At 42.9% G+C, this 23470-nt stretch carries 21 protein-coding genes; 7 read left to right on the plus strand and 14 right to left on the minus strand.

Annotated elements, in window-relative coordinates:
* Positions 1-5: 5 nt before the first annotated feature.
* From ACE4RR_RS13185 to ACE4RR_RS13205, 5 genes are all read right to left on the minus strand, one after another.
* Entirely contained in the window at positions 6-965 is a 960-nt protein-coding gene (locus ACE4RR_RS13185; protein WP_375535893.1) for a carbohydrate ABC transporter permease, read from the minus strand.
* 322 nt (positions 966-1287) lie between these two features.
* Positions 1288-2448 carry a DUF2264 domain-containing protein gene (locus ACE4RR_RS13190; protein ID WP_375535894.1) on the minus strand — a complete coding sequence of 387 codons (1161 nt, stop codon included), beginning with the start codon at positions 2446-2448 and terminating at the stop codon, positions 1288-1290.
* Complete coding sequence (locus ACE4RR_RS13195) at positions 2448-3227, minus strand: sugar phosphate isomerase/epimerase family protein (protein WP_375535895.1); 780 nt, start codon at positions 3225-3227, stop codon at positions 2448-2450. The genes ACE4RR_RS13190 and ACE4RR_RS13195 overlap by 1 nt, the downstream gene beginning before the upstream one ends.
* A 25-nt stretch (positions 3228-3252) precedes the next feature.
* Positions 3253-4014 (minus strand): sugar phosphate isomerase/epimerase family protein, encoded by a 762-nt coding sequence (locus ACE4RR_RS13200; RefSeq protein WP_375535896.1) that lies wholly within the window; start codon positions 4012-4014, stop codon positions 3253-3255.
* Positions 4015-4033: 19 nt separating this feature from the next.
* Positions 4034-4936, minus strand: coding sequence for an AraC family transcriptional regulator (locus tag ACE4RR_RS13205; RefSeq protein WP_375535897.1), 903 nt, complete (start codon positions 4934-4936; stop codon positions 4034-4036).
* Between the two features lie 511 nt (positions 4937-5447).
* Here ACE4RR_RS13205 and ACE4RR_RS13210 point away from each other — a divergent pair.
* On the plus strand, positions 5448-6284 hold the full coding sequence (locus ACE4RR_RS13210; protein ID WP_375535898.1) for an AraC family transcriptional regulator: 837 nt from the start codon (positions 5448-5450) through the stop codon (positions 6282-6284).
* A gap of 217 nt (positions 6285-6501) precedes the next feature.
* On the opposite strand, the gene ACE4RR_RS13215 is transcribed toward ACE4RR_RS13210, so the two are convergent.
* Genes ACE4RR_RS13215 through ACE4RR_RS13225 form a run of 3 tightly spaced genes read right to left on the minus strand, consistent with a single transcriptional unit; the run spans position 6502 to position 9227 of the window.
* Positions 6502-7977 (minus strand): alpha-L-fucosidase, encoded by a 1476-nt coding sequence (locus ACE4RR_RS13215; RefSeq protein WP_375535899.1) that lies wholly within the window; start codon positions 7975-7977, stop codon positions 6502-6504.
* Between the two features lie 42 nt (positions 7978-8019).
* Positions 8020-8424: an RbsD/FucU family protein gene (locus ACE4RR_RS13220; protein WP_375535900.1), complete on the minus strand. Its 405-nt coding sequence runs from the start codon at positions 8422-8424 to the stop codon at positions 8020-8022.
* A gap of 14 nt (positions 8425-8438) precedes the next feature.
* Positions 8439-9227 carry an SDR family NAD(P)-dependent oxidoreductase gene (locus tag ACE4RR_RS13225; protein ID WP_375535901.1) on the minus strand — a complete coding sequence of 263 codons (789 nt, stop codon included), beginning with the start codon at positions 9225-9227 and terminating at the stop codon, positions 8439-8441.
* Between the two features lie 138 nt (positions 9228-9365).
* Between ACE4RR_RS13225 and ACE4RR_RS13230 the strand changes: the two genes are divergently transcribed.
* Complete coding sequence (locus ACE4RR_RS13230) at positions 9366-10382, plus strand: LacI family DNA-binding transcriptional regulator (protein WP_375535902.1); 1017 nt, start codon at positions 9366-9368, stop codon at positions 10380-10382.
* 18 nt (positions 10383-10400) lie between these two features.
* Here ACE4RR_RS13230 and ACE4RR_RS13235 read toward each other — a convergent pair whose 3' ends face one another.
* The 6 genes from ACE4RR_RS13235 to ACE4RR_RS13260 form a co-directional block, all read right to left on the minus strand.
* Positions 10401-11234, minus strand: coding sequence for an amidohydrolase family protein (locus ACE4RR_RS13235; RefSeq protein ID WP_375535903.1), 834 nt, complete (start codon positions 11232-11234; stop codon positions 10401-10403).
* Positions 11231-13555, minus strand: a complete 2325-nt coding sequence (locus ACE4RR_RS13240; RefSeq protein ID WP_375535904.1) for a glycoside hydrolase family 95 protein — start codon at positions 13553-13555, stop codon at positions 11231-11233. The genes ACE4RR_RS13235 and ACE4RR_RS13240 overlap by 4 nt, the downstream gene beginning before the upstream one ends.
* A gap of 110 nt (positions 13556-13665) precedes the next feature.
* A complete protein-coding gene (locus ACE4RR_RS13245) occupies positions 13666-14304 on the minus strand; it encodes a YesL family protein (protein WP_375535905.1) in 639 nt (212 codons plus the stop codon).
* Between the two features lie 90 nt (positions 14305-14394).
* Positions 14395-15384 (minus strand): dienelactone hydrolase family protein, encoded by a 990-nt coding sequence (locus ACE4RR_RS13250; RefSeq protein WP_375535906.1) that lies wholly within the window; start codon positions 15382-15384, stop codon positions 14395-14397.
* Complete coding sequence (locus tag ACE4RR_RS13255) at positions 15371-16141, minus strand: sugar phosphate isomerase/epimerase family protein (protein WP_375535907.1); 771 nt, start codon at positions 16139-16141, stop codon at positions 15371-15373. The genes ACE4RR_RS13250 and ACE4RR_RS13255 overlap by 14 nt, the downstream gene beginning before the upstream one ends.
* Positions 16142-16331: 190 nt before the next feature.
* On the minus strand, positions 16332-17771 hold the full coding sequence (locus tag ACE4RR_RS13260) for a YfcC family protein (RefSeq protein ID WP_375535908.1): 1440 nt from the start codon (positions 17769-17771) through the stop codon (positions 16332-16334).
* 354 nt (positions 17772-18125) lie between these two features.
* On the opposite strand from ACE4RR_RS13260, the gene allC reads away from it, so the two are divergent.
* The 5 genes from allC to ACE4RR_RS13285 are packed head-to-tail and all read left to right on the plus strand — an operon-like array spanning position 18126 to position 23379.
* Entirely contained in the window at positions 18126-19373 is a 1248-nt protein-coding gene (gene allC / locus ACE4RR_RS13265) for an allantoate deiminase (protein ID WP_375535909.1), read from the plus strand.
* Positions 19374-19396: 23 nt separating this feature from the next.
* Entirely contained in the window at positions 19397-20644 is a 1248-nt protein-coding gene (locus ACE4RR_RS13270; RefSeq protein ID WP_375535910.1) for a pyridoxal-phosphate-dependent aminotransferase family protein, read from the plus strand.
* A 13-nt stretch (positions 20645-20657) separates the two neighbouring features.
* Positions 20658-22268 (plus strand): gamma-glutamyltransferase family protein, encoded by a 1611-nt coding sequence (locus ACE4RR_RS13275; protein WP_375535911.1) that lies wholly within the window; start codon positions 20658-20660, stop codon positions 22266-22268.
* A 23-nt stretch (positions 22269-22291) separates the two neighbouring features.
* Positions 22292-22852 (plus strand): chromate transporter, encoded by a 561-nt coding sequence (locus ACE4RR_RS13280; protein WP_375535912.1) that lies wholly within the window; start codon positions 22292-22294, stop codon positions 22850-22852.
* Entirely contained in the window at positions 22849-23379 is a 531-nt protein-coding gene (locus ACE4RR_RS13285; protein WP_375535913.1) for a chromate transporter, read from the plus strand. The genes ACE4RR_RS13280 and ACE4RR_RS13285 overlap by 4 nt, the downstream gene beginning before the upstream one ends.
* The last annotated feature ends 91 nt before the right edge of the window (positions 23380-23470 follow it).

A 23470-nucleotide genomic window follows, 5' to 3' on the forward strand; every position in this document is an offset into this window, starting at 1 on the left:
CCCTATTAGATTTTCATTTTGGATACTTTCAAATTGATAAAGGTAAAAACCAAAATAATAATAAACATAATGTAGGTGGCTGCTGAAGCGATGCCAAATTCAAATCCAGTAAAGCCTCTTTCATATATAAAGGCACCCATCGTCTGGATAGACCGGGACGGGCTCCCGTTTGGCCCTCCCAAAACATATACTTCGTTAAACCTCTGCAGCGCCCCAATCCAACCGGTTATAAGTAAAAAGGCAAATGTTGGCGCCATATTTGGTATTGTTATAAAGAACCATTGTTGTAGACTTCCTGCTCCGTCAATCCTTGCAGCTTCATACATTTCTGAGGAGATAGCCTGAAGATTTGCGAGACAAATGATGATTACGAAACCGATCCAGTGCCACACAGCTAATAAGATTACACCCCATTTAGAAGTGGATGGATCCGAGAGCCATCCCGGAGTAGGCAGACCTATCGATCCCAGAATATAATTTACAATCCCCATATCTGGATGCAGCACAAAAGCGAATATCATAGCGGCTGCAACAATAGAGGTAATATTAGGCAGAAAATACACAACTTTAAAAAAATTCTGACCTTTTTTCGTTGAATTGATCAACGATGCAAAGATAAATCCTAATGGAATCGTTATCAGCACCTGAAAAAATCCAATAAAAAAAGTATTCCATACTGAATTCCAAAACACACCTGATGTTAAGATATATTGAAAGTTCCGGAGACCGATAAAATTTTCTATCGTTCCATTTGATTTATAGAAGCTTAGACGAAAGGACTCGACAATTGGATATACCATAAAAAGCAGAATGCCCAAAAAACTGGGAATCAAAAAGATATACCATACACTTGAAGACCCGAAAGCTTTTTTTCTTTTTCCTGAAGCTGTTTTTACAGGCTTGTCCTTGTCAGGAATCTGCCTGACATTTGATTCTTCATAGACTCTCGCTCTATTGTCATCCATTCTATTCTCCTTTCTTTTGAATGAATTTTAATGCCTTTTATCTAGAAGTAAGTTGATGGGACAGGAGCAAGCGAGACTTCTGCGGATAAACGGGCGATCCGAGACTCCGCAGCGGGTTTTGCCAGTAGGCTCGGGCGTTCGTCCGCGGTAAAGAAAAACTTGGCTTGTCGCTAAATTTCAATGGCGAAAGCCTTAGTTTTTCTTATACTTTCTTCCTTAATAAGGTTAATCGTTCTAAAGTGAAAGCGAGTTTGCGCAAGGTTCATCAACGTATTTTCAGAATAGTACTTATGAGTGCCTTCTCTAAGTTTTAGTAAGGACTCTAGTACTCTACTAAAGCATGATCAATCGGAATATGTTTACCCGCCCATGCTTTTTTTGTTGTCCATTCTGCTTCTCCCTGCCAAAAAATATCATTAACTGGTAACCCGAGTGGGAGAAATACCGTGCTGCAAATATATAAACTTCCCGTTGTGATATAGTGTTCACCTAACCTTGGTTGACTGCCGCAAAGACCGATCTGAAGCCAGCCGTTTTCATCAAAAGTCTCCCGGGCTTCAATAATTCTACGAATGACTGCTGTCAATGCTGATCTTACCTGGGCAGGATGAATACTTTTCTCAAGCTTCTGATAAAGAGCCATTTGAGCTAATAGATGAAAAACAGCGAACCTATACGTTATTGATCTGCCTGTTAAAGGAAATGTCCCCTCCGGAGAAATCGTCCGTTCCTGAATCACAGCATACCTCCGGGCTCTTACTTCTACTCGTTTCTGCTGATTCGTCCAGTCAGTAAAAAGAGGTCCTAAAAGAGCTAGAATATCAACCATCATCGGATGAATTACAAAGCTGTTATAATAATCCATATGAAATTCATTTCCATCATTGTATAAACCATCACCCGCATACCAGTCCTCATGCTTTTTGAGAGCATAATCAACTCTAACAGAATCCCAGTCCTCTTCTGCCATATATAGAGCAGCTTCTATCATCGCAGAAAACAACAGCCAATTATTGAAAACTGGTTTAATTGCCCGCGTTTTTTTAAGTTCTCTTATCAAATTTCGTTTTGTTGATTCAGGTAATTTTTTGTAGAGCTCATTCGGTGAACGAGTAAGAGCCTGAGCAAGAAATGCAGCGTCAACTAATGACTGCCTGCCAGCTTCAAAATTCATATAATCAGCAGAGGCCGTGTCTGTTGCCACAGTAATTCCATTTCTTATCAACTCAGCATAGTGTTTTCTTAATTCTCCCTCCTTCCCTGTATCCATTCCGGACTCTATCCAAGGTGCCATGCCACAAGCAAGCCTGCCCAGAGCCTCTAGAGGAGCATAGCTTTTTCTGTCATTATTCTCTGAATGTATTGGAATTTCTTTTCTTAACTTATCCTCGGCAAGGTTCGTTAACACTGGCCTGGCGATCCGGGAGAGGACATTTATCCAGTACTCTCTATCCCGTTCACCGTTGCCCGCAGATAAAACCATTATCTCTGCCCTACACTTGAATAACTTTCATCCAGAAACTTTTTTGCTGAACGTGCTTCTTGTGCCATGTCCAGCCATTTGCATTCTATAGAAATATAGCCAGTGTATTCCGCTTGTCTTATACAATCCATAAAGAGGGAGTATGGATATTTTCCTGTGCCTGGGGCTAAGCGACCAGTATCAGCAACGTGTATATGTTTTATATAATCGCTGAATTGAATAATATTTTCTAAAGACTCCTTTTCTTCTTCCATATGATAAAAATCTGCTAAAATTTTTACCGACTCGTTATTTACTTTTTTTGCGATATCGGCTGCTTCGTGTAAACTATTAATTATATTACTTTCCTTTTTATTCAGCGGTTCAATAACTACCGTGATGCCCAGAGGTTCTGCATATTCTGCACACATTTTTAAAAAATTTATTATCTGCTGCTCTGCTGTTTTCTTAGAAAATCCTTCCGGATAAGACCTTGCTACACCGCTTCCAAAGACCACAATTGCTGCCTTGATCTGGTGTACCCTACGAAAGGCATTTTCTATATAATTAGTTAAGCGATCCCAATCCACATTTTCTCCCGTTACTTTGAGATCTCCCGGCAGTAGGACATTACAGGCTTTCACCGGTAAATTACTTTTTTGATACCTTATTAATATTTCAGAAAACTCTTCGTCACTTTCTTCAGGAAGTAAAGAGAGAACAGTGCATTCCATAAAATCAAAGCCGGCTTGTTTTAAATCCCCTGCCTTCTCAATACCAGCACAACATCCAAACTCCATCCTGTCACCCTTTCCAGTAAACTTTTTATTTCACAAAATAACCGCCCATCTTATTAAGATTGTTCAGGCTGGTCTGAAGGCTGTCCATTGGGTTGCCGCGGCATTCGTCCTGCTCAACTGCGTACCACTCCACCCCAGAATTTTCACCCCAGTGCAAAATCGGCTCAAAATCTATCAGTCCCGTCCCGACCTCTGCGAATGTCTTTTCCTCATCAGCTGACATATCCTTTAAATGTATAATTGGCATGCGGCCTACGTAAGGTTTTATAAATTCTAACGGGTCTTCTCCGCCTTTCTTCACCCAAAAAATATCAATTTCAGCCAGGACACTATTTTCCTGTGTTGGTTCAAGCAAATATCGCAGTGCATTTTGTCCTTCCACTTCCGTATCGAATTCAAATGCGTGGTTGTGATAACTGATACGAAAATCCTTTTCCTGATCAGCTATCTTATTTAGTGTCTGACGGACATATTTATATCCTTCCGCTGTGCGGTATTTTTCAGGAATAAAGGGGCAGATAATATCCTTTGTATTGTATAAACGAACCTCCTCTATCACATTTGTGAGATCATTTTCCAGCCGATCCAGACTCACGTGAATTCCTGCTGTTTTTAGTTCGTTTTCTTTTAATAAAGAAGATATCTCTAAAGGATCATACCCCTCAGGCAGAGCTGAAAGCTGCACCGCAGGCCAGCCCATTTCTTTCAAAGCTCGAAACACAAAGGCATAATCTTTTTTCATTTCATGACGAACTGTAAACAGCTGTGCTGCAAATTTTTCTTTCATTTAAGTTTCTCTCCCTTTTTTAGTTTTCCATCAATTCCATTACTAGCCGGCCACTTTTTCGTTTTCTATATTCAGATGGAGTCATTTTCATTTCTTGGCGGAATAAGCGGCTGAAGTATGATGAATTTTCAAATCCTGATTCAAAGGCCACGTCTAAAATTGATTTTTCCGGAGCCATCTCAAGCAAAAATTTCGCTCTGTTTATGCGACAGTTATTTAGATACTGCATAATAGTGAGCCCGGTTACCTCTTTAAAAATCCTGCACATATGGTATTTACTAATATTAAGACTGTCTGCAATAGTACTTAATGAAATGTCATTTCTAAAATATTGATCGATCCATGTGACCACTCTTTCTACATGGCGATCTTTCTCGGATTCCTTTGGCGGCAGATGAGAAAGCTGAGAACGGCTTAATTCATAGATTCTAAAAAGCAGCTGGGTAAGTAACGTGGAGACTCTTGCTTCAATCAGCCTTTCACTTAAATATGGATCATCGTCGTCGCTGGAGTACCTTTCCCCTTTTACAATTGCATCTATTTTTTTTATTAAATTGGTAATCTCAAGCAGTTTATCCTGATCAATATCTCTAAAAAGGAAATTATTCAGCTTATAAAATGGAACCAATAATTCGGGGATATTCATACTTTTTAATATGGGACGGATCCATTCGCGCGAGAATTCGATCACACTTCTCTCATAAGGCACTGCAGGATTTGGGTGTGGACGGTGCAGAGTAAGGCCGTTCATAATGATAATATCTCCAGGCCTTAACCTGTAAATACAATCACCAATTACATACTTACAGTTTCCATTGTGAAAACAATAAATTTCAAATCTATCGTGGGAATGATAGGGAAAGTCTGTATCATCACAATGGTGATCCTTGCGCCAGTACATAGAAGTAATTTTTTCTTTCACCGTCACACACCTCCACAAAATATAAAGCGCTTTCAAAAAGATGATGGATTAGAATGTTTCTCAGGGAGTGCGACTCCCTGCCAATGTTTCCAATCAACCAGCCTATTATGTTAAATTACAAGCTGAACCTCAGAACAACCATCTCAATTCTTACATGAAAATACCAAAATGAAAGGTTCGTTACATTACATTTCCTCCCAAATGTTCTTTCGTTAATTATAATAGGGATGTATTTGGTTATCTTTATCACTATTGTTTTATTTGACTTAAGATTGTACTAAGATTGCTAAATTAAGTAAAGCTTGGCTTATCGAGCAGCCGCTTCCCGTTCTCCGGACACTGATTCTGCTTCCAACTCATTAGTTATTACGATTATAAAAAGCGGATATAAAAATTGAAATGTAAGAGAGTAAGCACTTCATGTCAAATAGTAATATTTGATAACCCTTACAAAATCATGTGGTAAAATAGATAATTAAAAAATGTCTAAAAGTATGGGATGGCGTTATCAATGGATAGCCTGAATATTTTCAACGAACTTTCAGAGCTTGTTATGGTCCGAATAAATTCTTGCAGCGACGTTGCGCATCCCAATAGTTGGATGGAGCGAAGACAACTTAAAGATTATGACTTATGGTGCGTTCAAGAAGGGCAGATTGAAATTCGTATTCAAGAAGAGGTGTACTTCGCTTCGGAGGGAGACGTAATACTTTTCACTCCAAAGGTTGCCTATACTGCTACTGCCCTGAGCCCACGCTGCAAATTTATATTTACTCATTTTGATCTTGGTCTCGGGGAGCATCATCGGATCCTGGACAATTTTCAGTTGGCGGGTATTATTAATAATACCCTTGTTGAAGAGGAGGCCCGCCTTTTCATGGACACGTATAACCACTATAAACGGAGCACCCCTATGTCAGGAATTCGTTTGAAAGGATGTTTGACGATTTTAATCGCTAAGATCTTAGAAAGGTACTCTCTTAAACAATATCGAGGGGATTTTGCCTATTACCCAGCAAATCAGAAATTGAACAAGGATTTGGTTAAGCTGCAGCCTGTATTTGATTTCATTCATGAACACCTCTATCAAACTATTCGAGTCAAAGATGTAGCAGAAATAGCGGGGATGTCTGAGAAGTATTTTATCTCATACTTTAAACAAGCTCTTGGCCTGACTCCAGGACGCTATATTTATCAATTGAAAATGAACCGCGCCAGGGAATTATTATACATTAAACGCTATTCGATCCAGCAAATTGCCAGTATGCTTGGATACCCTGATCCTTACAGTTTTTCTAAAGCGTTTAGAAAATATTATAATGTGCCTCCTTCTAAGTTTGTTTGGTAAAAATTGCGTATCTCATGTCGGCCAAATGCCAGAATAAAGCGTTTACTGATAAAACCGTATCCAGCCACGGCCAAATAAATGGACTCAACTGCTTATTGCGTAATGTCATCTATAATAGTACTAAAAAAAGCTCTCCAAATTACAGAGAGCGTCATTCTTCTTTTTCATTTTTGATTAGAAAGAAAGCAAAAGCACCACAGCAGGATTTATCTTATTGTCAATCCAGACTGATTTTACAGACGACGGGATTTTTTGACCTGACACCACTTGCAGATATTTCAAGAGATTCTTCGGATCGGACCCATGTTGGTTTGTTTTCAAACCCTAAAATTTGAATATCTTTAATAATGCCGTGAAAATGTGGAAGCTTGGAAGCATCTTTTTCTGCTAATGATTTGATATGAACTATTCCATCCTCCGGCCATTGAAGGACTATGGCATAAAGGTGAGAGCCGTTGACTGTAAATCTTATATCTTCCGCAGTGAAGGATTTGGCTGTCGCATCGGTAAATTGTCCTTCTTGAATTTCGGTCGGTCCTTCCCCTGACTTTCTCCATACTTTGCTTTCGTAAATGGCTTCGCCATTGATCTGCAGCCATTCGCCGATATCTAATAAAATTTGTTTATCATCATCAGGGATAGTACCATCAGCTTTTGGACCTATATTCAATAGCAGAGCTCCATTTTTACTTACAATATCTACAAGATCACAGATTAGTTCGTTAGAGGATTTATACTGATTATTTTCTGTATAGCACCAGGAATTTCTTGCAACTGAATTGCAGGTCTGCCAAAAATACGGCTTCTGCTCTGCAAATTGACCCCGCTCGATATCAACGACCGCGCTGCCAAACATGAAAGCATCATGCTTATAATTGATGGCTACCTCTTCACCCCACTGATCTGCCCGGTTGTAATAATAAGCAGCGAATTTCTTTAAGTAAGGCTTGACCGCTTCATGCTGAACCCACCAGTCAAAATAAAATACTTTCGGGCGATATCTATCAACAATTTCACAGCTGCGCAGAAACCAGTCCACGAGAAATTCGGATGACGGCGCCGGGGTGCTGAATAAATCATGGTGATTTTCAGGCTCAGGCATAGCTGCCCAGTAAAAATCTTCTTCTTCGAGAGGCTCATGAATGTCACTTTCAAACTGCCTGCCGTGCCCCATGAAAAACCAGTGCTCAATCCGATGGGAGGACGCACACAGTGGAATGCCTCGTTTCTCTAAAGAGTCACCTAATTCTTTTAATACATCCCGCTTCGGTCCCATCTCATAAGCATTAAATGAGGAGATATCGCTATTGTACATCTGAAACCCATCGTGGTGTTCAGCAACAGGCATGACATAACGGGCTCCGGCTTTATCAAACAGCTCAGCCCATTCACCCGGCCGAAAATGTTCGGCCTGAAACATCGGTATGAAATCCTTATAGCCAAACTTCTTATGAGGTCCGTAAGTTTGTAGATGATGCTCGTATTCTTTGGAACCTTGAATGTACATATTTCTCGAATACCATTCGTTTCCATAAGCGGGAACAGAATAAACACCCCAATGAATGAATATCCCAAATTTCGCCTTCTGATACCAGTCAGCCAGTTTGTATTGAAAAAGAGAGGACCAGTCTGCTTCAAAAGGTCCGCGCTGTATCACATCATCGATTTCTTCTAAGTAGCGCTGCTTATCCATATATTTTATTCCTCCTGTTCCCCGGATAGTGAAGTTGTCCCCTCACACCCCTACTGTAAGAAGCAGATTTCCGTATATTCTGTCTTCACCTGTAACAATAATTAGCTTCACGTTTTCTGCCTGACCTGTCTCATAAAAATCAAACCTTGTTATTCCCTCTGCCTCCAGGCCGGTTACTTTTTGAAAATCCTCATGAATCGGCTGCTGCTCATGATTATCAGGTACCATAACTTCCATTTTTTCTGCCGGGATCATTTCCATTAGCACACTTAATATAGATACGGCATCAATTAATCCTCTTCTTACATTCAGATAAACCAGCTTCGCTTCAGAGGAGGATTTCGAGTCAGCCGGGTAATGACCATCGACAATAAGAATTTTATCACCGTGACCTGTTTTTGACAGCGCTTTCATAATTTCCGGATGGGTACACGCTGTTTTTATCATTCACATTCACCTCCCTAAAGATTATCTTCCGGCTGAGCCGCTTTAACGGTCAGTCCGCCATCTACCATTAATAGATGCCCATTCACCTGCTCTGCATCATCGGAAGCAAGAAATGCCACAGCATCGGCAATATGCTTTGTCGTGCCAAGTCGTTTCATCGGATTAGCTTCTACTTCCTTGTTATATATTTCTTTATCTTCCAGGTATTCTGTCACCATGTCGGTCGCAGTCGTACTCGGCCCGACCGCATTGACATTAATATTGAAGCTCCCAAGCTCTATCGCAAGCGCCCTGGTTAATTGATTTACCGCAGCTTTGGACGAAATATAATGAGGCATGACTGGACTTGTGACCAACAAGCTCGCTGTAGAAGCAATATTAATAATCTTTCCAGCTTTTTGTTTTATCATATATGGCGCTGCTGCCTGACACGTGAGAAACACTCCTTTCACATTCGTGTCATAGGTTCGGTCCCACGTCTCTTCGTCGATATTTAAGAAGGAAAAAAATGGAGCAATTCCAGCATTATTCACTAGAATATCAATTGAGCCATAGGTGCTAGCTGTAAACTCCACCATATTGGTAACATCATCTTTCACACCAACATCTCCTGCAATAATGGATGCTCTTGCTCCTATGTCTTCGACCTGCCGTTTTATGGCTTCTGCGTCGTTCTCTTCCTGTACGGAAAAATAGTTGAGGACTACATCTGCCCCTTCCTCTGCCAGACGTTTAGCAATTGCCGCTCCCATTCCGCGGGAAGCTCCAGTCACAAGCGCTGCTTTCCCATTTAATTTCTTCAATTGTAGACCCTCCTAGAGTTACCGGTAACATAAAAATATCACCAGTGAAATAGGAAGTCAACTCTATGGTTATGATATTTTGTATCTTTCGTTTATAATGAATAATGGAAGAACTGAACGAGAGGAAGAATATACTCCATGGCCACGATCTATGATATTGCTAAGAGAGCAAATGTTTCCCCAATGACTGTTTCACGCGTTATTAATAATACCGGTAACACAAAGCAGGAGACACGTAACAAGGTAGAAGCAGCCATCAAGGAATTAAATTACATTCCAAACTCTGCCGCCCGGTCTCTCACCTTGAAAAAATCAAAAATACTGATGCTGCTGATTCCGGACATCACCAACCCATTTTTCACTAAACTTGCACGCGGTGCGGAAGATAAAGCAAGACAGGCAGGATATAAAATACTTCTCAGCAATACCGATGAAAACGCGGATAAAGAAGCAGAATATATTAAATCATTAATCTCTACAGGGGTGGACGGGGTCATTTTTACACCGGCGAACGATACCTCCTCTAAGAATTTAAAATTATTAACAAGACACCGAATCCCCTATGTATTAACGGACCGGCTGGTAGAAAACATCCAGGCCGATGCTGTACTTGGTGATAATTTCTTTGGTATGAAACAGCTCCTGCAGCATTTAACAGATCATCAGCACAAGAATATTGCTTTAGTAAACGGACCGGCTGATGTCTATACTGCCAGAGAACGAAAGAAAGCCTTTACAGAAGTGATGAAGCTCCATCAATTAAATGATCATCATATGTACGAAATGACATTCACTTCCGGCAGTGATGCAAAAAAGGTGGTTAATCAATTACAGACATTGGATGATGTCAACCGCCCGACAGCTATTATTGCCGGCAACAACTTTATCGCCGTCAATCTTATTAAAGAATTGCGCTCCAAGAACGTAAATGTGCCAAAGGATATGTCTCTGGTCTGTTTTGATGACCTGGAGCAGGCTTCTGAAATTGATCCATTTTTAACCGCTGTTAAGCAGCCTGCATATGATTTTGGTTACATCAGCGCTCAATTTCTGATCGAAAGAATTGAACAGTCTGCTCCTCCATCTCCAAGGGAAGTAGTTTTAAAGTCGGAGCTCGTAGTGAGAAAATCCACTAAAAAAAGATCCCGGGGGTGAATACTCCGGGATCTTTTTTTACATAACCTGATAAAACTTTCTGCTGTTTTCATACATTATTTTATCCAGCTCACGAGGACAGGTTCTCAGAGCGTAATCGACGACTACATCAATCACTTCCTTGTGCTCGCCTGCAAGACGGCATACCGGCCAGTCCGAGCCTATCATAAGTCTGTCTGTATCAAAAGCCTCAAAAACGACATCCAGATAAGGATAAAAATCGTGCGCCTTCCATGTTGAAACATTCGCTTCGGTTACAAGTCCCGAGAGCTTACAATAAACGTTAGGATGACGTGACAATGCAAATAAATCTTCTTTCCAGGGAGAAAGGATCTGCTGAGAGATATTTGGTTTGCCGATATGATCGAGGACAAAACGCTGTTCAGGGAAGTGAGCGGCTATACGTTCGGCAAGCTTTAAGTGCTCTGGGAACAATAGCAGATCATACGTTAAATTATATTTATTGAGTAATGACAATCCGTGCTTAAAGTCTGACCGGTTCATGAATGATGGATCAGGTTCATCATGAACAATATGGCGGACTCCTTTTAAATAAGGATTCCCTGAAAAGTATCGGAGCTGACTTTCTACCTCGTTGGAGCAGAGGTCGACCCACCCTACGACGCCTTTCATAAAGTCGTACTTTTCTGCCAGGCTAAGCAGCCACTCTGTTTCTTCTAACGTCTGCCTTGCCTGCACAACTACTGTACCTTCCCACTCAGTTTCTTCCAGAATGGGAAGCAGGTCTTCTGGCAGATAATTCTTTTGCAGAATCTCCATATCAGACGAAATCCATGGGAACTCTTTTTCTTTATAATTCCACAAGTGATGGTGCGCATCTATCTTTCTCATATTTCCTCCCTCTTCTCCGGCATCAGGATGTATTCCGTATCTTTCAAGGTTTGAAATTGATACAGATTCGTGTCCAGTTTTGAATAAGGGATTTTTCCTTTCTCACTAGTTATGGTCAAGGGTTGATCATCAGTCAGCCTCACTCTGCAGCTTCCACCTTTTAAAGAAAGAACATTGGCAGTCAGCAGCTGATTATTCTTCCAGGTAACCGCGACCTCAAACCCTCCTTTCGCACGGAGACCGGTGACAGAACCTGAACTCCATTCTTCAGGAAGTGCCGGCAGCAGATGAATTTCGTTCAAATGACTTTGCAGCAGCATTTCTGTGATGCCGGCTGTTCCACCAAAGTTTCCATCTATTTGAAATGGGGGATGATTATCAAATAGATTCGGCAGGGTAGATTTCTTCAATAGCCCCAGCACATTCTCATATGCTTTATTTCCTTCGCCAAGTCTTGCCCACATGTTTATGATCCATGCTCTGCTCCACCCTGTGTGGCCGCCCCCATGAGCAAGCCTTCTTTTAAGGGACATCCTTGCGGCCTCCGCAAATTCTGGCGTATATTGCGGAGAAATTTGCCTTCCGGGGTGAAGGGCAAATAAATGTGAAATATGGCGGTGCCCTGGTTCTGCTTCTTCATAATCCTCCGCCCATTCCTGAAGCTGGCCGTACCGTCCAATTTGCGGATCCGGAAGCTTTTCCCGCAGCTCCGCCAGCTCCAGTCGAAACGACTTATCATTACCTAATGTTTCTGAAGCCTCTATGCACGAGGAAAACAAGGCATATATAATCTGACTGTCCATCGACGGTCCTTCACACAGTGTCCCCTGTTCTCCATTCGGGAGCACATATGTATTCTCTGGAGAAACAGAGGGAGAGGTTACTAAATGACCGCTTTTATTTTCGATTAGAAAATCTATAAAGAATTCTGCTGCTTCCTTCATTGTTTCGTATGCATTTGATAAAAAGTCCAGGTCCTGTGAATATTCATAGTGTTCCCACAAATGAAGACACAGCCAGGCAGCACTCATCGGCCAGATGGATGCCGGCATATATATGTCCTGAGGAGCTGTATCTCCGTAAATATCAGTATTATGGTGAGCGGTGAATCCGCGGCAGCCATACATGATTTTTGCGGTGTGCCTTCCCGGCTTTCTCATTTTTTCGATGTGATCAAATAAAGGGTGGTGGCACTCTGACAGATTTGTCGATTCTGCCGGCCAGTAATTCATCTGAGCGTTAATGTTAATCGTAAATTTACTATCCCATGGAGCTATCATTTGGTCGTTCCAGATTCCCTGAAGCGTTGCAGGCAGAGAACCAGGCCGGCTGCTGGAAATCAGCAGATATCTCCCAAATTGAAAATACAGTCCGACTAAATCGTTATCTGCCACTTTCTCCTTTTCCTCCTGCAGTCGCTGCAGTCTTTCATCTGTAGGAATATTTATATAGTCAGATTCTTCCTGCAGATCGATGGTAACGCGATTAAATAAAGCTTGGTAGTCTGCTTTATGTCTATCTTTAAGAGCGGAAAAACCTATTGCTGCTGCATTCTTTACCGTTTCAAGACATCGCGCAACGGGATCCTCGAAGCGGTAGGAGGTGGCCGCAGCAAGAATCAAGGTTACGGCATCTGCCTTTTCAATCAGCAAACGGTTCCCGATCGTTTTTACAGATCCATTTTCAGGAACAGCCTGTACCATACTTTGAAAAGTAATCCCATTTTTCCCGCCTGTTCTCCCTCCCATAAACAATGCATCTGAAGATAACGCTTTCAATTCATCTAAATTTCTTGTATTCCCGCGGTCAAATGTGGCTCTGAACGAGATACTCTGCGGCTGATCAGCCGTCAGACGAATAACCATAACCTGGTCGGGCCAACTTGTGAAAATCTCCCGTCTATAGATAGTGCCTTCATTTTTATAGGTAACTGAAGCCGTTCCTTCCGACAGGTTTAATTCTCTTTCGTACTCCATAAACGTGCTGCTTTTGTGATAATTGGTAAATAATAAATCCCCGAGCGGTTCATACTGACTCTGACTTTCAGGCAAACCAGGAAATGCGAGAGCGGCTAAGTCTTCGGCCTCTTTCAATTGCCCAGCTGTTAAAAGCCTGCGTACCTCCTGCAAATGTGCAAGGGCATCGGGATTATTCCGGTCTCTTGGACCGCCATACCAAATTGAGTCTTCGTTTAGCTGGATTTTTTCATTTTCAATTTTCCCAAAAATCATTCCGCCCAAGCGGCCGTTTCCGACAGGAAGTGCTTCATTCCAATCATTCGAAGGCTTCGTGTACCATAACCGTAAACTCATTTCAGCCATCACTCCTGTATTATAAATTTATGTTACCGTTAACATTTTATCACATAAAGAAAACTGTGTGTTGAATGCGTTAAGCATACTTCACACAGTGTTTGCTCCTATCTATTATATTACGTGCTTTCCTGCTGCTGCTTTTGTTTAGCTTCTAATCTGCGGAAGGTTCTCATTGCAAACCACATAATAATAAACGCAAAAGTACTTCCGCCAAAGAATATGAGAAGTGCAGGTATTCGAATAAGAAGCATATATAAGATAAATGTAGTTATCACAATAGAAAGTATTGCCGCCGGTGATGATAATCCAAGAAGCAGAGCCTGTTTAAAATACTGCCAGAAGCGCAGTTTAAAATGGGCCAGTACTGGAAAGATAAAGCACGCAACGATTAAATACAGAAAAGCAATACTTATTGAAAGGGCAATTAGAGCTGTACCGAGCAGTCCGTCAAAGCTTGTAAAAACTTGAAAATCTATGTATAAAATGATGGCGAAGGCTACAAGTACAGCACCAATCAAGCTTGATTTCCAAAACTCTGACCGGAACTCTTTCCAAAACGTCTTGAAGACCGGTATCTCTGTTTTCCCCATCGTCCATTTTCTTATGACCGCAAACATGGCGGAGGTCGCAGGGAAAAATGTAAATACAATCAGTCCTGCCATCGTAAAGATAAACCACAAAAGATTTACATAAGCCAGGCGGGTAATCCATTCAAATACGCTGTAGAGCCCACCCATAAGTCCACCTTGATTCAATGATCTCCCCCCTTTCTTTACAACTATACCATGCAGTACAATCAGTGAAATATACGTCCATTGAAACGAATATGAATAATCACTTGTTTTCTAGTGACCGAGCTGATTTTGCAGCCAACTATAAGAACGTCTGCCGCTTACCTGATGCTGCCCTTCAAAGACATCACTTGCCAGGTTATTTTTCGAGTCATACTCTTCATATATTTCTTCCAATCTGCTGATCGCTGTTTTTGTACCGCGCAATGGAAATATTGGATCATTTATTCCCGCTTCAATAAAAAGAGGACGAGGAGCCAGTAACCCGATATAGTCTGGTAATTCAGCCCCGTTAATAAGCCCGGGCACGTAATTATCAATGCAGTGCTCCATGGCCAGGATGCTGTCGTGAAAAGTATTAGAGAATCCGCTCAAAACGGCGGCTTTAATACGCTCATCCAGTGCGGCTGTTAACGCCGCAATCAACCCTCCTCCGGAAAAACCCATGATTCCCGGATCACTGCTTGTATCTTTAAAAAATGTCATATGGTCGACCGTTCTTTGTGCCTCAAAAACTCTCAGTCCCGCTAATGTTTTTCCAGCCATCAATAAACTCACAGCCATCCTATAGCATGAAGAAGATTTTCCCTGCTGAACATCCACTTCCAATCTCCTGTCGCCGAACCCTATTATTTCTGGTGCAAATACTTTAAAACCTCGCTTTACCAGTTTCACGGCGAAATGCTGGTGAATTCCGTTTTTTTCTTCATCCTCACATCCGGCTTTAGTCAGGCCGACAATCTCCCGGCTTCCGTATCCATGACCGTGCAAAGCCAGAACTGAAGGGTGAAAGCTGCTGCCATTTTTAGGAGTAAGAACATATACCGGGGCGGCCAGGTCCTCACTGAATGAAAACACGAAACGCTCTCTGCGGAAATCTGGAAACTCTGCTGTCTCTATTAATTCAGGAGAATTCTCCGCATCACCTCTTTCAAAAGTCCCAAGGGCAGATGCAAGATATTTTTTCAGTTCAGCTCTGTCTTTTATTGGTTCTGAGGCAGAGTCACGATAAAGCTTTTCAAAATAGGAGTTAATTTCTTTCATAGCCGCACTCCATTAGTAGATGATGAAGTACATTTGCATCCTGAATAAATTGTGCCGGGTCGTCATTTTTAACAAATTCGAGTATGAAATAACGTTCTTTATTATCTGAAGTTAAGTCCTCTATATATTTTCTCCAATCTGCTGTTCCATCTTGCAGTGGATACCGCTCTTTATTTTTCCAGAAAAACACATGAACGTGCTGTAGCCACGGTTTTATTGTATGTATGGTCTCCAGTCGTGTATGTATATTCTGGCCGACCGCAGGCTGCCAATAGAGCTTCACATTAGGGTGGTTCACTTCCTCCATCAGCAATTTCGCACTATGAGATGTGTCTGTTAATGTGTTTCCATGATATTCAAAATGCACTTCAACTTCCTTTTCTGCGGCAAGAAAAGCTATACGCTCTGCATCTTTATTTACGAGTCTTCGATATTCAGAATCTGCGTTTGCGGAACCTTTTTCGCCAGCCCACACACGGATAGAAGGAGCGTGGAGGTGAAGTGCCGTTTCGAGTACCTCTTCAAATGAGAAAACATTTTTTGCGCCGACTCGGTAGTAGGATCCATAAGATGAGGTTACTAACCCCGCTTCTCTCGTCAACTGTGCCGTTTTTACTGCTCCTTCAATGTTTCCGGGCCGCACATGCACATCCCCGCCCCATTCGATGCCATCGAGCTTAGTTTCGCCGGCCAATTCTATGATTTCTTCTACTTTCATATTGCGAAAAGTTATTGAACATAGACCTGTTTTGATCACTTTTTCACCTCGCAGCAAGATACATTTTCGACTAGTTTACCAGTTTACGTGAAATATATCTTCCTACATTAGGAAATAACATTGTACATTTAGGATAAGTCATCTTTTCCTATTCAGCCATAAAAATACCCCCAAGAGTTAGAGTTGTCGGTCTAACTTTCGGGGGCAGGGATCCTTCAATTATTAAACTTTATCCATTCCATTGCAGCATCTGAGCAATTACGAGAAAAGCGAATGCAACAGCGAGCCAGATCAAAAGCAGTGGAAAATAAAACTTCACCCACTTCTGCCACGCAACTCCGGCAAGCGCCAGCGTTGCCATGAAATAGCCTGAGGTCGGATAGAAAATATTCCCGAGTCCGTCACCGAGCTGAAAGGCAAGAACAGCTGTCTGTCTTGTTACTCCGATTATATCAGATAAAGGGGCCATGATAGGCATAGTAACAAGAGCTTGTCCGCTTCCGGACGGTACGAGGAAATTGAATAGAAACTGAATAAAAAACATCCCAGTAGCGCTGAACATGACAGGCAATCCTTCTACAGCCGTCCCCAGTCCATAGACGACTGTGTCCATAATTTGGGCTTCTTCCATGATGACAGCAACGGCCCGCGCCACCCCTACAATAATTGCTCCAACCAGTACATCGCGGAACCCTTTATTGAAGCCTTCGCAAATTTCTGTGGTGGTAAGGCCGGCTATTAAGCCGACTACTATACCCATTATGATGAATAACCCTGACATTTCCAGCATAAACCAGCCCTGAGCCAGGACGCCGTATACAAGGATACCAAAAAAGGTAAAGGTTGCGGCAACAGCGTATTTTTGCTTCATGTTCATGGATCGTCTTTGCATATTATCAGCAGAGGCATACATTTCTCTTTTTTCTTTATCCTCTTTATACGTCAGACTTTCTTCTGGATTCTTTCTTACTTTTTTAGCATAACGGACCACCCATGCCACTCCGGTGCTGAGAATGATAACGAATAATGCGGCTCTAAGGCCGAGACCTGAATATACTGGTAAATCAGCGATTTTTTGTCCAAGTCCCGTGTTGATCGGATTAAGAACACCTGCAGTAAAACCAGCTGTTGTGGAAATTAAAGCAATCCCAGCGGCAGTGACGGAATCGTATTTTAAAGCAATGAGCAGCGGCAGGATTACCGGCACATATACTAGGCTTAATTCCTGCGTGCCAATAAGACTGCAAAGTACAGCAAACAATACCATCAACACGGGAATAACAGCAATACTTTTATTTTCAAATCTTCTAGTAAGACGATCCACTCCGATTTCAATAATTCCCGTTTCTCGGATGACCATGAACATGCCTCCGATGATAAAGGTGAAAAATACGACCTCTCCTGCATCAACCAGTCCGAGCGGAATAGCCATCATGAAATCAACCAGGCCAGTTGGGTTCTGTTCTACCGCTTGAAAAGATTCCGGATCAATTGTCGTTCTTCCCTCGGGCCCGGTCACCTCTTCAAAAGTCCCTGCCGGTATAAAATAGGTTAAAATGGCAGCCACGGCGCTGAACAAAAACAATATGACATAAATGTGCGGCATGGCGAATCTTTTTTCCTTTGATTTTTTCTCAGGAGTCTTTTGGTTTTTCAGATTAATAGCCATCTTTTTCCACCTTCAAATTTTTATTTCTTGTGCCATGCTGCATTTTGATGAGTGGTTCTGAGTCTCCCGGTCCCGCCTCCTTTTCATTTCGAAAAATAATTCACTCATTTACGTTAACTTTGTTCACATATTATCGGATATGGTCGAAAAATGTCATTATGCTCTATGACTAAATCAACATCGATTTTCTGTATACTTCATACAAAAGAGTAAATATAACTAGTTAAATTTCACAAAAACCCAATAAGAAATTGACATATATGCTAATGATTTAACGACATCCTATCAGTAAAATTTAATACATACCTTTTAGTTGTTATATTTGCTTACACTAAAATCAATGGGAGGGTCTTCATGACAATTCGTTCCGACCTATCTCCTCCATCTACAAGGACCATTCATGAACTAATAGAATGGCTGGCGTCTTTTGGAGAGACAGACAAAAACGGCGTTACAAGGCTTTTATATTCCGCTCCATGGCTGGAGGCCCAGCTGGCCATAAAAAATAAAATGATGACAACAGGATTCGATACCTTCTTTGATGATGCAGGGAATTTATTTGGAAGGTTATCCGGCACGGACACCGATGCTCCGGTCATCCTCACCGGATCCCATATCGACTCCGTCGTAAATGGAGGTAAATACGATGGGAGCTATGGCATCATTGCTTCCTTATTGGCAGCTTCCATGCTGCTTTCCAAATATGGCAGACCGAGGAAAACTATTGAGGTTGTTTCGCTCTGTGAAGAAGAAGGAAGTCGGTTTCCAATAACCTTTTGGGGCTCAGGGAGTATTACCGGTGCTTATAGCGATCAGGATCCTTCCTCTCTATATGACAAAGAAGGAATTTCCCTCAAGCAGGCAATGGAAGATGCAGGATTCGGCGTGGGCGACCACCCCGCTCCGCGCCGGAACGACATAGACTGTTTCATCGAACTTCATATTGAACAGGGGAACGATCTTGAACTTTCCGATAAATCAATCGGCATTGTCCAAAGCATCGTCGGGCAGCGTCGTTACCACATTCAAGTGCAGGGGAAAAGCAATCACGCAGGCACCACGCCTATGCAAAACCGCCAGGACGCGATGGCTGCATCAGCAGAATTAATTACAAAATTGACGAATAAGGCAAAGTCTATAGATCCTCATTTCGTAGCAACCGTCGGTAAGATAGAGGCGAAGCCGAACACCCCGAATGTCATTGCCGGGGAAGTAATATTTTCCCTGGATCTGCGCCATCCAGATCTGAACATGTTAGATTCGTACTGTGCAGATATGAAGAAGCTTTTCGAACAGGCAGAAGCACAGTCGAATGTAAAAATTACAGCAGAACCGTGGACTAATGTCACTCCAGTAGAGATGGATTCAACGATATCCAGCTTGGCTTATCAAATAACCGAACAAAAACGGCTTCCAGCACAATATATGTTCAGTGGGGCCGGGCACGATGCACAAATGTTTGGTTCAGCTATCCCTGCTTCATTAATCTTTGTGCCAAGCAGAGACGGAATCAGTCACGCACCGGATGAATTCACTGAATTAATAGATTTACAGAACGGCATCGCTGTTCTGTCAGATATGTTATATGACCTTGCGTATTAGCATGCATGTAGGAGGGATTTTGAATGGAAAGCAGCACCTACCCAGCCCCTAGACGTACGATAATGACTCCAGGCCCGGTGGAAGCGGATCCGCGTGTGCTTCGTGCCATGAGCGCCCCGGTATTAGGGCAATTTGACCCCGCCTTTACCTCCATCATGAATGACGTAATGGAAATGCTGAGAAAAGTTTTTCGTACGGATAATCATTGGGCATATCCAATCGACGGCACTTCCAGATCAGGTATTGAAGCCGTGCTGTGCAGTATTATTCAGCCGGGAAGCAAAGTATTTATTCCAATATTCGGCAGGTTCGGACATTTATTAATGGAGATCAGCGAAAGGTACGGAGCAGATGTATACACGATGGAGTGTGAGTGGGGTACAGTATTTGATTCGCAGAATGTCATTTTAGAAATGAAAAAAGTCCAGCCCGACATTGTTGCTGCAGTGCATGGCGAAACATCAACGGGCTGTATGCAGCCATTGGCAGAAATCGGGAAAGCCTGCCGGGACATGGATGCATTGTTTGTAGTAGATGCGGTTGCAACCATTGGAGGCACACCGGTTTATGTTGACGAGTGGTTTATTGACGCTGCAGCCGGCGGCACACAAAAATGCATATCAGTACCATCCGGGATGGCGCCAATCACCTACAACAGCCGAGTGGAGAAAATCATCAATTCGCGAAAAAAAGTTGAACGCGGCATCGCCACAGCTGCGGACAAAAATCATACCGAGTCACCTATTATCAGCAACTATTTTGATTTAAGTCAGCTGCAGGATTACTGGAGTCCGAGAAGACTGAACCATCATACGGAAGCTACTTCAATGCTCTATGCCCTGCATGAAGGACTTCGGGTGATTTTACTAGAAGGGCTTGAAAAACGCTTTTCCCGTCACATATTTCATGAGAGAGCCCTGATGACCGGCATAGAGGCAATGGGTCTTGATTTATATGTAAAGCACGAGGCAAAGCTTCCGGTAGTAACCTGTGTGAAAGTTCCTGACGGGATCGACGCAGATGCTGTGCGCCGGATGCTTTTACAGGAATTTGGAGTTGAAATTGCCAGCTCCTTCGGTCCGCTCCATGGAAAGATTTGGCGTATCGGAACAATGGGCTACAGCTGCCGAAAAGAAAATGTTTATTTTGTTCTCAGCTCCCTTGAAGCAGTGCTCTCCTATTTCGATGCCCCCATCAAACCAGGAAAAGCTCTGCAGTCCGTATTGTCTTATTACTATGAAACTGGGCATGACAACTCTATTGGACTGTAAAGGAGGAAAATTGATGAAGGACCAGCTTGCCTCATACCCCTACCGTTCAAAGCGAGTCAGCACCATCGGAAGAAAAGGGATGACAGCCACTTCTCATCCGCTTGCTTCTCAGGCCGGACTTGACATGTTGAAAATAGGTGGAAATGCAGTGGATGCTGCTATTGCAATGGCTGCTTGTCTAACTGTAGTTGAACCGTCCTCAAACGGTATCGGAGGTGATGCGTTTGCCCTCGTTTGGATAAATGAAGACCTTTATGGATTAAACGCGAGCGGGCCGGCACCGCAAAGTATTTCAGCAGAACAGCTTAAACAGGACGGGCACCAGGAAATGCCTGCCCGCGGCTTTACGCCAGTCACCGTCCCAGGCGCTCCGGCGGCATGGGCCGCACTGTCTGATCGCTTCGGCAGACTTCCTTTTCAGGAATTACTTCAACCGGCAATCACTTATGCCAGGGAAGGTTATGCCTTAACACCTACCCTGGCGAGAAATTGGCGGAAAGCCATCCTGGAATTAACATCTTCTATAGAAGGGGAGAGGTTTGATCATTTCTTTCAAACATTCGCACCCAAAGGGTCTGTTCCAAACGCGGGTGATGTATGGAAGTCGGAGGCTTTCGCCGATACACTCGAAAAAATTGCCGAATCGAAAAGCAGGGATTTTTATGAGGGGATTCTCGCCGGCCAGATAGATACTTTTTCAAAACAGCACGGCGGTTACATCCGCAAACAGGACTTAGAAGCATATGCACCTGAATGGGTCACCCCCATCGGCACCTCCTATAAAGGATATGATATTTGGGAAATCCCGCCAAATGGTCAGGGACTGATTGCATTGATGGCACTCAATCTGTTAAAATCTGAATCTTTCCCCCACAAAGAAAATGTAGACACTTATCATCACCAGATCGAAGCTATGAAGCTCGCTTTTGCAGATGGAGAAAAATTTATCACAGATTCACGGGAAATGACGGTGAAAGCAGAGATGTTATTAACCGAAGCATATGCAGCTGAACGCAGAGCTCTTATAAACGGGAAAGCCCGGCTGCCAGAGTCTGGTCAGCCGCAGCACAGCGGAACGGTCTATTTGGCGGCGGCGGACGAAGAAGGCTGCATGGTCTCCTTTATTCAAAGTAACTACCAGGATTTTGGATCCGCTCTACTCGTCCCCGGAACCGGTATTTTACTTCAAAACCGCGGACATAATTTTTCACTGAACCCCGATCATTCAAACTTTTTACAACCAGGCAAGAAAACATACCACACAATTATACCCGGCTTTATTACAAAGGATAAACAGCCAATCGGGCCGTTCGGAGTAATGGGCGCCTTTATGCAGCCCCAGGGCCATGTTCAGACGGTAATGAATATGATTGATTTTAAGCTGAATCCACAGGCGGCCCTCGATGCACCGCGCTGGCAGTGGCTGAAGGATAAACAAATTATGCTGGAAACCTCTGCCCCGCCTCATGTTATTGAAGGTCTTGCCGCAAGGGGACATGAGGTAGTCATTTCTCCTGATTCGAATGAATTGGGCAGAGGACAGGTTATTTGGAGAGATCCGGAGTCACATGTATTGTACGGCGGAACTGAATCAAGAACAGACGGCGCGATCGCTGTCTGGTAACGGAGAGACGGAGTTGATGTCTTATGGATTGGTCCACGCAGAAGAAATTATTCACAGGGTTTTTCCGTGCGGGTATGCTTGGATACGGCGGCGGCCCTGCTTCTATTCCGCTCGTCCATAAAGAAGTAGTAGAAAACTATGATTGGATTACGGATGAGGAATTTCAAGAGATTTTAGCAATCGGAAACACGCTGCCGGGCCCGATTTTTACGAAAATGGCAGGCTACATCGGTTACCGCATTGCCGGACCTGCCGGCTTGTTAACTGCCCTTGCCGCAAGCGTACTCCCAACTGTAGTGCTGATGATCAGTTTAATAGGATTTTTAATGGCATTTCGGGAGTCGCCGATAATTGCCGGAATGACCCAGGCAATTGCCGCTGTTGTCGGAGTCATGCTGATGTCCCTCACTTATCAAACAGTGAAAAGCGCTAAAGCAAAAGTCGGCTGGCCGATGGCTGTATTTCTTTGCATTTTCAGTATTATTATTCTTGAGCTGTTAAATATTCATCCAGCAATTCTGATTGTCGTGCTGCTCACTGCCGGCTTCACACTCTGGAATCTTCCGAAAGGCGTGGTAAAATGATATATTGGGAGCTGTTTTTAGCCTTTTTTATTCCAGGAATAGTCGGTTACGGCGGCGGGCCGGCCTCCATTCCGTTAATCGAATATGAGGTCGTTCAAAAATATGAATGGATAAGTGTGAACCAGTTCGGCGAAATATTAGCCCTTGGCAATACTCTCCCTGGACCGATCGCAACGAAAATGGCAGGCTATATCGGCTATGAAATGGCAGGCATCCCCGGAGCGTTTATTGCTTTATTTGCTACAATTGCCCCATCTTTAATTGCAATGCTGCTGCTTCTAAGCCTGCTTTTAAAATTTAAAGATTCCCCTCGAGTCAAGCAAATGACCGCATTTATCCGGCCAGCGGTTGCCGTGCTGTTAGGAGTGCTTGCTATACAGTTTTTCCAGAATGCCCATGAAGGTGCCGGAATAATGCACACGGCCGTTTTAGGAGTCGGAAGCTTTTTAATGTTCGAAAAAAGCAGGCTCCATCCTTCGATGGTGATCCTGCTCGCGCTTCTTTATGGCGCAGTATTTTTATCGTAAAAATTTGGAATACCGCCTAAACGCGGTATTTTTTTCTTTATCTATTTTTCTCTGGTAGGTTATATGACAATAGTTGCTCCTGTTACATCAT

Source organism: Alteribacillus sp. HJP-4, from assembly GCF_042139015.1.
GTDB lineage: Bacteria > Bacillota > Bacilli > Bacillales > Marinococcaceae > JBHIKY01.